Annotated in this window: 8 protein-coding genes and 1 pseudogene; 7 read left to right on the plus strand and 2 right to left on the minus strand. The window is 70.2% G+C overall.

Annotated elements, in window-relative coordinates; translation table 11 throughout:
• The first annotated feature begins 90 nt into the window (after window positions 1-90).
• On the plus strand, window positions 91-1,593 hold the full coding sequence (locus ACFZAM_RS10160; RefSeq protein WP_355344335.1) for an IMP dehydrogenase: 1,503 nt from the start codon (window positions 91-93) through the stop codon (window positions 1,591-1,593).
• A gap of 194 nt (window positions 1,594-1,787) precedes the next feature.
• Window positions 1,788-3,530 (plus strand): annotated as a pseudogene (locus ACFZAM_RS10165) (AAA family ATPase); the annotation flags it as partial.
• Window positions 3,531-3,781: 251 nt separating this feature from the next.
• Here ACFZAM_RS10165 and ACFZAM_RS10170 read toward each other — a convergent pair.
• The gene (locus ACFZAM_RS10170) at window positions 3,782-5,041 is read right to left on the minus strand and encodes a hypothetical protein (RefSeq protein WP_391044474.1); all 1,260 of its coding nucleotides are present in this window, start codon (window positions 5,039-5,041) and stop codon (window positions 3,782-3,784) included.
• Window positions 5,038-6,276 carry a DUF4032 domain-containing protein gene (locus tag ACFZAM_RS10175; protein WP_391044476.1) on the minus strand — a complete coding sequence of 413 codons (1,239 nt, stop codon included), beginning with the start codon at window positions 6,274-6,276 and terminating at the stop codon, window positions 5,038-5,040. Before ACFZAM_RS10175 ends, ACFZAM_RS10170 begins: the two co-directional genes overlap by 4 nt.
• A 176-nt stretch (window positions 6,277-6,452) precedes the next feature.
• Between ACFZAM_RS10175 and ACFZAM_RS10180 the strand changes: the two genes are divergently transcribed.
• The 5 genes from ACFZAM_RS10180 to ACFZAM_RS10200 all read left to right on the plus strand — a co-directional run bounded on the left by ACFZAM_RS10180 (window position 6,453) and on the right by ACFZAM_RS10200 (window position 15,362).
• Entirely contained in the window at window positions 6,453-8,174 is a 1,722-nt protein-coding gene (locus tag ACFZAM_RS10180; protein WP_391044478.1) for a hypothetical protein, read from the plus strand.
• 368 nt (window positions 8,175-8,542) lie between these two features.
• The gene (locus tag ACFZAM_RS10185; RefSeq protein WP_391044479.1) at window positions 8,543-10,075 is read left to right on the plus strand and encodes a DHA2 family efflux MFS transporter permease subunit; all 1,533 of its coding nucleotides are present in this window, start codon (window positions 8,543-8,545) and stop codon (window positions 10,073-10,075) included.
• A 781-nt stretch (window positions 10,076-10,856) separates the two neighbouring features.
• A complete protein-coding gene (locus ACFZAM_RS10190) occupies window positions 10,857-12,215 on the plus strand; it encodes a TrpB-like pyridoxal phosphate-dependent enzyme (RefSeq protein WP_188281833.1) in 1,359 nt (452 codons plus the stop codon).
• Window positions 12,212-13,816, plus strand: a complete 1,605-nt coding sequence (locus ACFZAM_RS10195; RefSeq protein ID WP_355344320.1) for an aldehyde dehydrogenase family protein — start codon at window positions 12,212-12,214, stop codon at window positions 13,814-13,816. The genes ACFZAM_RS10190 and ACFZAM_RS10195 overlap by 4 nt, the downstream gene beginning before the upstream one ends.
• A gap of 4 nt (window positions 13,817-13,820) precedes the next feature.
• Entirely contained in the window at window positions 13,821-15,362 is a 1,542-nt protein-coding gene (locus ACFZAM_RS10200; protein ID WP_391044481.1) for an FAD-dependent monooxygenase, read from the plus strand.
• Window position 15,363: the final 1 nt, after the last annotated feature.

The raw sequence follows: 15,363 nt of genomic DNA on the forward strand, positions 1-15,363 counted from the left end.
CTGACATCCGCCGCCGGGACCCGCGGAAGGCGACTGACCTGCGGCAGGGCGCCGCGCGGCGGACGGGCGGCGCCTGTAGAGTCCGGGTGCATGGCTCAGATCATCGAAGGGGTCTCGCGCACCTTCAACGAGTTCCTGCTGCTGCCCAACCGGACGCGGACGGACTGTTCGCCGGAGGCGGTGGACCTGCGGACGCCCCTGGTCCGGCACGCGCGGGACGAGCCGTCGCCGATCGAGCTGCGGACCCCGTTCACGTCCGCGATCATGCAGTCGGTGAGCTCTCCTGAGCTGGCCATCGCGCTCGCGCGCGACGGCGGGCTGAGCTTCCTGCACCACAACCGGCCGGTGGCCGACCAGGTCGCGGACGTCCGCGCGGTGAAGAACTTCAAGGCCGGATTCGTGGTCAGCGACACCAACGTACGGCCGCAGGACCCGCTGGGCCGGCTGCGGGAGCTGATGCGGACCACCGGTCACAGCACGGCCGCCGTCACCCACGACGGCACCGGCACCGGGCGGCTGCTGGGCCTGGTGACCTCCCGCGACTTCCACCCGCAGCGCCACCGGTCCGACGAGCCGGTCTCCAGCCGGATGGTCCCGGTCGACGTCCTCGCGTGCGCGACCGACGACATCACCTTGTCGCAGGCCAACTCCCGGCTGTGGGACGAGCGTCTGGACTGCCTGCCGGTGGTCGACGCCGAGGGCTTCCTGCGCTACCTGGTCTTCCGCTCCGACTACTCGGACAACAAGCGCTTCCCCCACCAACTGGTCGACCAGGACAAGAGGTTGCGGGTCGGCGCGGGCGTCAACACGCACGACTACCGCGAGCGCGTCCCGCGACTGGCCGAGGCCGGGGCCGACGTGCTCTGCTTCGACTCCTCCGACGGCTTCAGCGACTGGCAGGCCCAGGCGATCGCGTGGTCGAAGGAGCACTTCCCGCGGATCCCGGTCGGCGGCGGCAACGTCGTGGACGGCGAGGGCTTCCGCTTCCTCGCCGAGGCGGGCGCCGACTTCGTCAAGGTCGGCGTCGGCGGCGGTTCCATCTGCATCACCCGCGACCAGAAGGGCATCGGCCGCGGCCAGGCCAGCGCCGTCCTCGACGTCGCCGCCGCCCGCGACGCCTTCGCCGAGCGGACCGGCCAGTACGTGCCGATCTGCTCCGACGGCGGCCTGGTGCACGACTACCACATGTCCCTGGCCCTCGCGATGGGCGCCGACTTCGTCATGATGGGCCGCTACTTCGCCCGCTTCGACCAGGCGCCCGGCGCCAAGCTCCCCACCCGCGACGGCTTCGTCAAGGAGTACTGGGGCGAGGGCTCCAGCCGCGCCCGCAACTGGCAGCGCTACGAACAGGGCGGCCAGGGCCTGGTCTTCGAAGAGGGCGTGGACGGTTACGTCCCCTACGCGGGCGACCTCAGCGAAGGTCTCGCCGTCACCGTCGCCAAGATGAAGGCCACCATGGTCTCGTGCGGCGCCCTGACCGTCCGCGACTTCCAGGCCACCGCCCGCCTCACCGTCGTCTCCGAACAGAGCTTCCAGGAAAGCCACGCCACGGTCGCCCTCCGCGACCCCACCGACTCCTTCGACCGCGCCTGACGCTCGCGCGGTTGCGCCCGCGCCGGTCCGGAATGGCTGGTACCGGGTGCTCGGCCGGCCGTCGGACGGATAATCGCGGTGAGGGGGCAGCGATGATGGACGAGACGTGGCAGGCCGACCCGCGACATCCGCACCTGGAGCGTACTCGTCCGGATCCCGGCTCCGGCCTCCCGCGCTGGACCGCAGGCGACGCTATGCCGAGCCGGGACAATGACGGCCGTCCGTTCGCGGCAGGCCGTTCTGACCCGGGACCTGAGCGTCAGCACTTCCTGGAAGTCCTGGAACCAGACCATTTCCTCGGCCGCGAGCAGGATTTGGCACATCTCGACAATCTCTATGCTGCCTCCCTGGCCCACGCCGGACGCACGATCGCGCTGAGCGGCCCTGCGGGGAGCGGCAAGACCACACTCGCCGCTGCGTGGCTGCGCCGCCATGCCGACGCCTTCCCCGACGGCACCTTGTACGTGGACTTATGCGGCCATCAGCGCGGCCGCGAAGTCGAGCCGCCTGAAACTCTGGACCGACTGCTACGAGCTCTCGGATTCACGCCGGTGCCCTCCGAGCCCGCTGAACGAGCCCGGTTGTGGCGCTCGGTGACCCGTACACGGCGTCTTGTCGTCATGCTCGACAACGCGGGCCATTCCCGCCAGGTCGGTCCTCTGCTGTCCGGCCCCGGCGGCACCGTGGTCATGGTGGCCGGTCGCAATCGGCTGACCGAACTCGCGGCCGAGGGAGTCGCCTTCCACGAGTTGGGACCGCTCGAACCCGCAGCCGCCATGAAGCTGTTGGTGCGAGGCATGGGCCTCAGCGGCCAGCGCAGGGCAGAGCGCGAACCCGCGGCCGCACGGCAGGTGATCTCCTTGAGCGCCTGCTTGCCGCTGAACGTCTGCCTCGCGTCCGCCAGGTTGGCGTCGAGCCCGGTCCTGAGCATCAGCGAGGTGGTCGGAACCTTGGTCCAACAGGAGGCGGAGCCGGCCGCGGAATCGGCTGTCCCGTATGCGACATGGGCCTTCCTCGACGCGTCGTACAGGAGCCTGTCCCACGACGTGGCCCTTGCCTACCGCTGCCTCGGTCTGTCACCGGTGCAGGAATTCGACGAAAGCGTGCTGGCTGCGGCCTGCGACATCTCGGTCGCGGACGCCGCGCGCCGCCTCGACGTCCTGGTGGGGATGTACCTGGTCCAGGCTGCCGGGGGCGGCCGCTACCGACTCCACGACACGGTGCTGCCTCATGCCCGGAGGCACGCCGAATCGGAGTCGAGCCCGGTTGAGCGGAGCAAATCGGTCCGCCGCGTGCTCGACCTCTACCTCGCGACGGCCAGGACAGCAGAGCTTCTGCTCTGCCCTGGCCGACGCCTCCTGTGGAGGGACGACGAAGGCCTGCTGGCCACCACTCACTTCGCCGATTCCACGGATGCGGTGAGGTGGCTCAAGCATGGGCTCGGCCATCTCATGGCGCTGTTGCGCGCGGCGGACGACGCCGGCCGGCATGCCCTGGTCTGGCAGTTGGTGGATGCGATGTGGCCTGCCTTCCTGCGGCTGCGACCGCAGGATCTGTGGCTGGAAGCACACCGGCTTGGGCTGGCGGCGGCCCGGCGGGCCGGTCACCGGGAGGGCGTCTCCAGAATGCTCACCTCCGGCGGTGTGGCCCTTCGGAACAGCGGCCGTTTGGAGGAGTCAGCCGCGTGGTACGGCACGGCGCTGACCATGGCGATGAAAGACCGCGACCTATGGACGGAGGCCCAGGCACTCAACGGGATTGGCACGGCGCGGCTGCTCGACGGGCAGGTGGACGATGCTCGCAGTTTCCTGGGCCGGGCACTGACGCTGCGCGAGCGGATCGGCTACAAGCGCGGTGCCGCGCTGACCAGGATCAGCCTGGGCAACGCCGCCCGGGAGGAAGGCCGTCACGTCGAGGCGGCCGGTCTCTTCCAACACGCGTACGCCGCGCTGGTGGATGAGGGAGACCTCTACGACGCTGCACGGGCACAGGCGTTCCTGGGCCGCACCTATGCCGACATCGACCGCGCGGCGGAAGCCGAGCGGCAGTTGCTTCTGGCGCAGCACCGCTTCCACACTCTAGGGGCCGCCCCTTGGGAGGCGCGGGTGTGGGAAATGCTGGGAGAGATCACTGAACGGCATGCCGACGCCATGGCCGCACGACGCCACTACCAGTGTTCGTACAGCATCTATGAGCGGATGAGCCCGGACGACGCGGAACGGCTGGGGCGCAGGCTCAGCCGACTCAGGGCCCCCGGCAGTGGCAAGGGGCGTCGGGACGGTTCGGGCGGACCGTCGGGCGCGCCGAGCCCGAGGAGTTGGTAGGCCAACCGGCGGAAGTTCGCGTCGAAGCGGCCGGGCTCCGAGGTGATGCGCTCGACGACGGATGCGTACCGCTGGCTGTCGTGTCCTGACGAGGGCGCGGCCAGCAGCTCGGCCAGTTGTTCGGCCGGTGGACGGGCCGGGTCCAACAGGGGAACGACACGGGCCAGTTCCGCCGCAGGTGACCTCGGATTGACGTAGGCGTGAGGGAAGTGCGAGAGCGCGATGGGGACGCCTGCCGCGGCTCCGTACACGGACACCGAGCCGTGGTCACCGATGAGCAGATCCGCGGCTATGAGCAGTTGCCGCCAATCGGCCTCCGGAGCGATCACCTCGATCCCGGGGTTCCGGTCGGCGGCGAGTCGACCGTCGAGATGCCGGCCGTCCGGTCCTTCCCAGACGTTGGGATGGATCAGGACCGCGATCTTCACCTCCGGCGGAAGCACTCCACGTCGCAGCCGCGCGAGCAGGGCTCGCAGGTGGTCCACCGTCGGTCCGGGCCGCCAGGTGGCGTTGACGACGACGAGCCGGTGGTGTGAACGCAGCCCGAGCGCGCGGCGGTACGCGGCACGCAAAGGCAGGCTGTCCTTGATCCGGTCGAAGAACGGATCGCCCACGACCTTGGCGAAGGGCAATGCCTCCGGACACCAGCGTGCCAGGTCCTGTCGGTCTCGCTCGTGGGCCAGCACCACCGCGCGTGACGTGACTCGGCCGTCCCACATCAGGTGATCACGGCTCAGCCCCGGTACTGCCCGCTGCCCCGAAGGATCCCTGGAGCGCGCCAGCTTGATGTGTGATGCTCCGTGCGGCAGCCGGACCACAGGAGCGCGTACCTGCTCGATACCGCGGGAACCGGCGGAGAGCGCGAGGTCGAAGGGCGTACGCACTGCCTCCTCCCAGGGAATCGACGCGCGGCCCGTCGCCCGGACGAAGTGTGTGGCTCCCGCGTCGAACTCGTGCGGCGCGACGCTGAGGACGAGCCGGATCCTCGGATCGGACTCCAGCAAAGGCAACAGATCCGCCAGCCGCTGCCCGTACACCAGGGTGTGCACGGCGACGAGGACTCTTCTGGTGCACGGTGTGTGCGGGCCGACGGCCAGTTTCCTGTCCTGCGAGGTCGGGCTCACTCGCCGTCCGTCGGCAGCGCCGGGTCGGGGAGGTGGGGGAGGACTTCGGTGGTGTAGCTCTCGACCGTGGCGTCGAGGCCCACGTCGCGCTGGGCGCGCTCGGAGAGGTACCAGCGGTGTTCGAGGAGTTCGTGGTAGACCTGCGCCGGGTCGACGCGGGCGCGCAGGTCCTGGGGGACGGAGCGGACGGCGGGGCGGAAGACGTCGCGCAGCCAGCGGTGGGCGAGGACTTCGGGGCGGGCGGCGGGCAGGCCGTCGGCGGGGGCGTGGTCGTCCTGGGTGGCCATCCAGGACTCCAGGTCGTTGAGGAGGCTGCGGGCCTGGTTCTCCTCGGTGTCGAGGCCGGTCAGGCGCAGGAGTTGGCGCTGGTGGTGGCCCGCGTCGACGACCTTGGGCAGGAAGGTCACGGTGTCGCCCCCGGGTGAGCGCTCGATCTGCATCTCGGCGACGTCGAAGCCGAGGTCGTTCAGGCGGCGGATTCTGCGGTCGATGTAGTGCCGCTTGCTGGCCGGGTAGACGGACTCGCGGGTCAGCTCGTGCCACAGGTCGGCGTAGCGGCGGACGATCGCCTCGCCGAACGGGACCGGGTCGACCGAGGGGTGCAGGGAGCCGCCCGCTTCGAGGTCCATCAGCTCGCCCGCGATGTTCACCCGGGCCAGCTCGATGTCGTACTCCCGCTGCCCGCGCGTGAGTTCGGGCTGGATCTGCCCCGTCTCGGCGTCCACCAGGTAGGCGGCGTACGCGCCCGCGTCACGGCGGAAGAGCGTGTTGGACAGCGAGCAGTCGCCCCAGGCGAAACCGACCAGGTGGAGCCGTACGAGGAGGACGGCGAGCGCGTCCAGCAGGCGGTTGACGGTGTCGGGGCGCATCGTCGTCTCGAACATCGAGCGGTACGGCAGCGAGCCGTTCAGATGCCGGGTGATGAGCGCGGGTTCCAGCGGGGTGCCGTCGGCGGCGGCCCGGCCGGTCACCACCGCGATCGGGTCCACGGCCGGTATCGCGAGCCGGTCGAGGTCGCGCAGCAGCCCGTACTCGCGCACGGCCGCCCACTCGCTGACCTCCTTGATCGCCACGACCTCGTCCCCGGCCCGCGCGAAGCGCACGACGTGCCGGGAGATGCCGCGCGGCAGCGCGACCAGTGAGGTGTCCGGCCACTCCTCCAGCGGCAGGTTCCACTCCAGGTCGAGCAGCGCCGACGGGTGCTCCGCGTCGGTGGCGGTGATCTGCAACGGCATGGTGTGCGCCTCTCGCTTCCTTGTCCGGTCCGGCCGTCCCCGATGCTGCCATGCCCCGTCGGGGAGGCGGTGGCGCCCACCCGGCCATACTCGGTATACATACTCAGTATGTATACCGAGTATGGTCTTTCCCGGCCGACCCGCTGTCCCCGCCGCTTCCGGGGAAGGCGTCCGCTATGAGTGACGTGTCGGTCGTTCAGCCCGCGGTGCTGCCGCGGCCCACGCAGCGGACAGGGCAGGTACGGCCGGCCCCACGACGCAGGCACTGGCCGGTCCCGGCGGTGGCGGTCGCCTGCGCGGCGCCGCTGTACGCGCTCTGGGCGTGGCTGCTGGCCACGGGCGGCGGCGACCTCGCGGCCCAGGTCGCGTGGGCCGGTTTCGCGGGGCGGCATCCGGGCACGCCGTACAACCTCGCCTGGTACGGCGGCATGCACACGATGGACTACAGCGTGCTCACCCCGCCGCTGATGGCGTACGCCGGGGTCCGGGCCGTCTCGGTCGCGGCCGGTCTGGCGGCGACGTGGGCGATGGCCGTGCTCTTCGTCCGCTCCGGCGTGCGGCGGCCGATGGTCCCGGCGCTGCTGGGCGCCGTGTGCCAGTGGTGCGACGTGGCCTCGGGGCGTACGACCTTCGCGGTCGGCGCGGCCTTCGGGCTGCTGGCGCTGTGCCGGGTGCGACGGGCGCCGGACCGCTGGGCGGGCGCCGCGGTCCTCGCGGCGCTCACGGCGATGTCCAGCCCGGTCGCCGCCCTCTTCCTGTGGGTCGCGGGCGCGGGCCTGCTGGCGGCGGGCCGCCGCGCCGCCGCGCTCGCCCTGGCGGCGCCGCCGGTGCTGGTGCTGGGCGCGGTGTACGTGCTCTTCCCCTTCCAGGGCGAGCAGTTGATGAGCGCCGACGCGGCGGTCTGCCCGCTGGTGACCTCCCTGGCGCTGGCCCTGGCCGCGCCGCGGTCCTGGCGCACGGTCCGGGCGGGCGCGGTCGCGTACGCGCTCGGCACGGCGCTCACCGCCTGCGTGGCCTCGCCCGTCGGCACCAACGTCGAGCGGCTGGCCGGGATCGCCGGACTGCCGCTGCTGGCCGCCGCGCTGATGGAACGCGTGGCCCGACGCCCGCGCGGCGGCTCGTACGTGCGCCTGGACCGGGGCCCGACCCGTACGGCCGCCCGCGCCCCCGTGCTCGGCGCGGTCCTCGTCGTCGTGCTGACCGGCGCGCTCGGTCACAACGGCTACGCGCTGGCCGCAAAGACCGGCAGGGAACTGCGCATGTCCACCGCCGTCCCCGACTGGGCCTCGCACACCGAGGGGGTGACCCGCGCGCTGCGCGGACTGCGCGCCGAGCGGCACCGTATCGAGGTCGTTCCGGCCCGCGATCACCGCGAGTCGACGCTCTTCGCCGACGTCGCCCAGATCGCCCGCGGCTGGAACCGCCAACTCGACGTGAAGAGGGACCGGTTGTTCTACGGCGGGACGCTGCCGGACGGGACGCTTCCGGCCGCCGCCTACCGCCGCTGGCTCGACGACTGGGCGGTGGCGTATGTCGTGCTGCCCCACGGCGACGTGGGCGGTCCCGGCGCGGCGGAGGCCGCGCTGCTCGCGCCCGCCGCCCGCCCCGACTGGCTGCGGCCGGTCTGGCGGGACCCGTACTGGACGGTCTTCGCGGTGGAGCGCCCGGTGCCGCTGGCCTCGGCGCCCGCGCGCGTGCTGCGGGCGGGTGAGGCCGACGTGACGGTCCGGCTGCCGAAGGCCGGGAGCACCGTCGTCCGCGTCGCCTGGTCGCCCTGGTTCCGGGTGACCGGCGGATGCGTGAGCCGCGCGGGCCGCTGGACGCGGATCACCGCGCCGTCCGCCGGCGACTACCGCCTATACAGCATATACAGTCGCGCTAAAAGGAGTTGCGGATAAAAAAGACGCTGTCTTTGCGAACCCGCGCGCATATGCCGACACCCGACGGACATCTTCGTGCGGGTGCGCGCGAGCATGTGTAGGGTATACGTTGTACACATGCTCAACCATGCCCCATGGGGCAATTGACGGCACCGGCACCGACCGCGATCATCGGCCAGCACCCTGGATCGGCCTGTCCGCCGACGCGGGGCGCCTCGGCAGCGGTGCTTCCACCACGGCATGGTCACCATCCATAGTCAGCAGCCAGATTCGCCGGATACGGCGACTTTCCACACTCTGGAGTCGGCATGACCGAAACGCCCCACCCCCCCGCTGCTTTAAGGTGGTGGACCCTGGCAGTGGTATCCGTCGGCACATTCATGCTGATGCTGGACCTGAGTGTGGTCTCGGTCGCCCTGCCCGGCATTCATGATTCACTGCACGCCAGCTTCAGCGGTATGCAGTGGGTGTTCGACGCGTATGCGCTGACGCTCGCGGCTTTCCTCGTGACCGCCGGATCGGTGGCGGACAGGACCGGCCGCAAGCGGCTCTTCCTGATCGGCCTGATCATCTTCACCGCGGCTTCCCTCGCCTGCGGACTGGCCGGGGATATCGGGGTATTGAATGTCAGCCGCGGAGTCCAGGGTGTCGGCGCGGCCATCATGTTCGCCGTGGGCCCCGCTCTGCTCGGTCATGAGTTCCGCGGCAAGGAACGCGCCACCGCGTTCAGCGCGTTCGGCGCCGCGGTGGGTCTCGCCGTCGCCACGGGACCGCTGATCGGCGGCGCGCTGACCAATGGCCCCGGCTGGCGCTGGATCTTCTATCTGAATGTGCCGGTCGGCCTGATCACCGTCCTGATCGCGATGCGCCAGGTCCGTGAATCGCGGCTGCCCAGCGCCGCCGCCCCCGACTTCGTCGGCATGGTCTCCTTCACGCTCTCGCTGGCCGCCCTGGTGCTGGCCATCATCCGCGGCAACACCGACGGCTGGTTCTCCGGCAGCAACATCGCGCTGTACGCGGTGGCCGCGGTGTGCCTGGCGGTCTTCCTCGCGGTCGCGCGCTCCCGCGGCGAGCAGGCGATGTTCGACACCCAGCTCTTCCGCAACCGCACCTTCCTCGGCCTGTCCGCGACGACCTTCCTGGCCAACGCCGCGGGTCTGCCGCCGATCTTCCTGGTCACGACGTATTTGCAGAGCGTCGAGGGCGCTTCCGCCTGGTCCGCCGGCCTGCGCTTCCTGCCGCTGACGCTGGCGATGTTCTTCTTCGGCGCGCTGGCCGGCGGGCTCACCGGCAAGGTGCCGTTCCGGGTCATCATGGCCACCTCCCAATTCGCCCTGGGCATCGGCCTGTTGCTCATCCACCTCAGCGGCGCGGGCGACAGTTGGACCTCGCTCATCCCCGCCCTGGTGGTCATCGGCCTGGCCTTCGGCCTGTTCAACCCGACCCGCGCGGCGCTCGCCATCGGTGTCGCGGAACCGGCCAAGGCCGGTGTCGCCTCCGGTATCAGCGAGACGTTCCAGCAGGTGGGAACGGCTCTGGGCATCGCGGTCGCGGGCGCGTTCTTCGAGAACCACGTCACCAGCGCCTTCAAGGCGTCCGACGCCGCGGCCACGCTCACCAGCGCCCAGAGCGACAAGATCGCCAACGGGATCAGCGCGGGCAGCATCGACGAGGCCGCGCACTCGGCGGGCCCCGGCCTGGCCGACAAGGTGCTGGCCGCCGGGCGCGACGCGTTCACCACCGGCTTCCACGACGCCATGACCCTGTGCGCCGTGTTCGCCTTCGTCGCCGCGGTGATCGCCGCGCTGACGCTGCGCCACAAGGACCTGCATGAGAGCGCGTTGACCGGCATCCTGCCCGAGCTGCCCGAAGAGGGCGAGGAGTCCGTCCGCGAGACGGCGCCGGCCGGACAGCGCTGACGGAACCCGCCGGGCGGCACTGACCCGGCTCAGGAGGACCGCGCCGGGCGGCACTGACCCGGCTCAGGAGGACCGCCCGCGGCGCCGTACGACAGGCGTCCGCACGGCGAGCGTGACAGTGGCGGCGGGCCCGCGGAAGCGGCCCGCCGCCACTGTCGTTGTCGCCGGGCTTCACAGGAATTCACTTTGACCGATCTGGTCAGTAATGCGACGGCGTCCCGGTGACCAGCCCATTGTGACTCCCGCAGGGGAAATGCGCTGGTCACCGGGATGAGTTCCGGTCATCGGGACGCGTTCCAGTATGGTATTGCCATCGGAACTGCCGGACGCTAGGCTGTCAAACAATTCCAGTACTGATACGGGGGTATGCGAGTGCTGGCACGAGAATATTCGAGGTCCGACACCTGGTCGGCCTCTCATGCACGGTTGATCGACCCCGCACCACCAGGCCGTACGGCCGGTGACGTCCGGACATCCCGTCCCTCCGTGCCTTCGGGCGCGAATCCACGGGAACAGCAATCCGTGATCTCGCACAACTCGTGACTTCGGCTGGAGCCTGACGCGCCGCCGAGGCACTGAGTAATCGTTGTGCCGAGGCACGACTCCACCGCGCTTCACCGTTCCTCTCGCCGAGATTTTTCGCACCCAAAAGCCCAATGCCTGACTTTGTCATGCCGGAAATCAATTCCCCACGAGGGTGCCGGCCCGGTCAGGCATGCGCAGGTCCGTACGAGTGTCACTGCATTTCGTCAGCAACCACGCTCTTAAGGGGACGCAAGGTATGAAGCCGCTCGGCTTAATCGACCGTGTCGATCTTCCGGTCGATAAGATTCCCACCCGTTGGTACAACGTCATCCCGGATCTGCCCCGCTTGCCCGAGGAGTACATCGACAACTCCACCGGCAAGAAGGTCACGCGGGAGTGGCTGGAGCGGCTGTTCGTCAAGTCGATGGCCGCGCAGGAGACCTCGCTGGAGCGCTGGATCACGATCCCCGAGCCGGTACGCGAGGCGTACAAGCTCTGGCGGCCGACCCCGCTGATCCGCGCCGTCGCGCTGGAGCGGGAGCTGGGCACTCCGGCCCAGATCTGGTTCAAGTACGAGGCCACCTCGCCCAGCGGCAGCCACAAGCTCAACTCCGCCCTCGCCCAGGCGTACTACGCCAAGCGCGACGGCCACACCCGGCTGGTCACCGACACCGGCGCCGGCCAGTGGGGCAGCGCCCTGGCCATCGCCTGCCAGATCTTCGGCCTCGACCTCACGGTCTTCATGGTGCGGGCGAGCTACCACACCAAGCCGTACCGCCGGAATCTGATGGAGACCTACGGCGCCGAGGTGCGGCCCAGCCCCGGCGACACCACGGACTACGGCCGCAAGCTCCTCGCGGAGTACCCCGACCACCCCGGCAGCGAGGCCACCGCGGTCAGCGAGGCGCTGGAGTGCGTCGACGCCGACGAGGGCACCCGGTTCGCGGTCGGCGCCTTCTCCAACCACTGCCTGCTGCACCACTCGGTGATCGGCCTGGAGCTGAAGGAACAGCTCAGGATGATCGGCCGCACCCCCGACTACCTGATCGCCTCGGTCGGTTGCGGGTCCAACCTCAGCGGCTTCGCCTCGCCCTTCGTCGAGGACAAGCTCAACGGCGCCGACATCACCATCCTGGCCGCCGAGCCGGAGGCGTGCGCGCCGCTGACCTACGGCGAGTACCGGCTGGACTTCGCCGACTCCAACGGCCGCGGCCCCGGTGTGCACACCTACACCCTCGGCCACGAGTTCGTGCCGCCGCCCATCCACGCGGGCGGCCTGCGCTACCACGGTTGCGCCCCGATCGTGGGTCTCATGCGGCACGAGGGGCTGCTCGACGCCGAGGCGTACGGGCAGGTGTCCGTCTTCGACGCGGGCACCACGTTCGCGAAGCTCCAGGGCTACCTCCCGGCCCCCGAGACCTCGCACGCCATCCGGGCCGTCATCGACAAGGCCCTGGAGTGCAAGCGGACCGGGCGCGAGGCCACCATCGTGTTCAACTACAGCGGCCACGGCCTGCTGGACCTGGGCGCGTACGGCCGGTACAACGAGGGCCTGCTGCGCGACGTCGAGAAGGAAGACTTCGTCGCCCCCAGCATGGAGGGCCTCCAGGCATGAGGTCCTACCCTCAGTACATCGACGGCAAGGACGTCGAGGGTGCTCGATGGACGTACGTCCTGCGCGCCTCGGCGTACCTGAAGGAGAACCGCCCGACGTTCAACCTCAAGCGGGCGCTGGAACTCGGGCGGCCCGTGGAGTCGACCGAGGCCGTGGTGGCCCGGTGCGCGGTGGGCGCCCCCGAGGACAACGACCGGGCGCTGGAAGCGGCCCGCAGGGCGAGCCGGACCTTCCGGCTCCTCCCGCAGGAGACCCGCAGCCAGATCGTCCTGGAGTTCAACGAGACGCTGGCCGAACGGTCAGAGGAACTCATCGACATCCTGATCGCCGAGGGGCACCCGCGCCGGCTCGCCCAGTGGGAAGTCAGCGGCATGCTGCGCTGCTGCGACGAGCCGACGGTCCGCTGGTACGAGAGCCAGCTCCACCAGGAGTTCGCGCCGCAGGGCCGCACGCTGGAACTGGTGCGCAAGCCCGACGGCGTGGTGTGCGTCAACCCCCCGCAGAACGCGGCGGGTTCGAACTCCACGCTGGGCGTGCTCGCCCTCCTGGCGGGCAACACGCTGGTGGTGAAGGCGCCGCGCACCACGCCGCTGAGCGTGATGTTCGTCTACCGCGACATCCTCGCGCCGATCCTGGAGAAGCACGGCGCCCCTCCGGGGACGCTCAATGTGATCTGCGGTCACACCGAGGCCGTGCTGCGGACCTGGCTCGCCAGCCCGCTGGTGGACGACATCCTGTTCTTCGGCGACAGCGCCGCGGGCCTCAAGCTCGGCGAGGACTGTCTGCGCAACGGCAAGAAGGCGATCCTGGAACTCGCGGGCAACGACGGCTTCGTGGTCTGGAAGGACGCGGATCTCGAAGCCGCCGCGCGGGCCCTGGAGGAGTCGTTCTACGGCTCCAGCCAGATCTGCATGGTGCCGAAGTACGCGATCGTGCACCCCGAGGTCGCCGACCGCTTCCTCGAGGTGTTCGTGGAGCGCGCCAAGGCCATCGTGCCCGGCTACCCGGAGAACCCGGAGATCCTGCTCAGCCCGGTACTGAAGGTCGACGGCTTCTTCGACTTCCTGTCCGAGGCCGAGACCAAGGGCGCGTCCGTGCTCTGCGGCGGCACGCGCGTGGACGTCGACGGCGAGACATCGAGCACCGGGATGTTCTGCCTGCCGACGGTGGTCAGGGTCGACGGACTCACCGAGTCGCGGGACCTGTCCTGCGTACGCGAGGAGACCTTCTTCCCGCTGCTGCCGGTCGTGGTGCCCGAGGCGACCACGGACGACGACGCGCTGCTGGAAGACATCATCGACTTCCTCAACGCCAACAAGTACGGGCTGCGCAACTCGGTGTGGACCGGCGACGAGCAGACCGCTCACCGGTTCGCCGACGGCGTGACCAACGGCGGCCTGCTGAAGGTCAACGACTCGCACATCGGGTTCAACTCCATCCTCTCCACCCACGGTGGCAACGGCCTCACCGGCGGACCGTACGGAGAGCTGAACTACGCGGGACTGCGCACCACGCACCTCCAGGGCATTTCGTGGGGTGACGGTGATCCGCGTCCGCTGGACTCGCAGATCGTCCCGGCCGGCGAAAGGGCGCGGAGCTAAGACCATGACGACCAAGGGCCTGGCCGGGAGCGAAATCCGGCGAAACCGTACGGACGCCGAGCACTTCGACGTCATCATCGTGGGCGCCCGCTGTGCCGGGTCGCCGCTCGCCACGCTGCTCTCGCGCGCGGGCCTGAAGGTCGTCGTGGTCGAGCAGGCGACGTTCCCCCGTGAGGTGCTCTCCTCGCACCTCATGGAGGCCGACGGACTCCTGTTCCTCAAACGCCTCGGTGTGCTCGACTCCGTCGAGAAGACCGGTGTGCGTTTCATGCGCCGCGCCGACACCAAGCTCAACGACTTCCACGTCGTCTCGCAGTTCCCGCTGCGTTTCGACGACGTGGGCGGCGCGACCTTCCTGCGTCGGCACCTGCTCGACTCGATCCTCCACGAGGCCGCGGTCGAGGCCGGTGCCGACGTCAGGATGGGCACCAAGGTCGTCGAAATGATCTGGGAGCGCGGCCGGGTGGCCGGTGTGCGCGCCCAGCACGACGGCAAGGAGACGGTGCTGCGCGCGCCGCTCGTCGTGGGCGCGGACGGCCGCAACTCGACGGTCGCGTACATGGTCGGCTCGCGCAAATACAACGTTGTACCCAACGAACGCTCCTACTACTTCACCTTCTTCGAGGGCGCCCACCCGTCCTCCGACGACACCTTCGTCTTCCACCGCTGGGGCGACCGGATGGTGTGGGCGGGCCCCGCGGACAACGGCCTGTACCTGGTCGGCGTCTCTCCCGAGGGACACGAACGCGAATACTTCCGGCGCAACACCGAGGCGGGCCTGCTGGCCCACATGCGGTCCTGCGAACCGACCGCGGAGGCGCTGGCCGACGCGAAGATCGCCACCAAGATCTCCGGGATCGTCAAATTCGAGGGCTACTTCCGGCAGTCCTCCGGACCCGGCTGGGTGCTGGTCGGCGACGCGGGCCACTTCAAGGACCCCTCCGCCGGCCGCGGCATCGGCGACGCCTTCCGCCAGGTGGAGCGCCTCGCGCCCGCCATCGTCGCCGCCCTCGGCCGCTCGGGCTCCGGTGTGTCGGCGCTCGGCCAGGACGAGACGCTGCGGCTGTGGACGCAGTGGCGCGACCGCCGCTTCGAGGGCCACTACTGGCTCGCGAACATCCTCGGCGAGGCGGGCGCGCTGCCCGCCGCCGTCCCCGAGGCGCTCAAGGGCATGGCCGAGCGCGGCGAGATCGGCCGCTTCCTCGACCTCTACCACCACCGCTCGAAGTACTACGAGGTCTTCCCGCTGACCGACATGGCCGTGATCACCGGACGGATGATGCTGTCCGGCAAGCACAAGCGGCTGCCGCTGGTGCGCGAGACCGTCAAGCTGCTGGCCCGCGAGCCGCGCCGCCGGTGGATCAACCGCCACCCGCAGTTGGTGTCCTCCGACGTCACCGCGGCCCCGCCGGTACGCGTACGGCCCGTCCCGTCCGCCGCCGCCGACCCGCTCCCGGCCCCGGCCCCGCAGAACGGCTCCAACGGCGACAACGGCTCCAACGGCTCCGTAGTGAAAGACGCCGATCAGAAGAACGCGGAGGTCTGAA

The organism is Streptomyces sp. NPDC008079 (assembly GCF_042957385.1).
GTDB lineage: Bacteria > Actinomycetota > Actinomycetes > Streptomycetales > Streptomycetaceae > Actinacidiphila.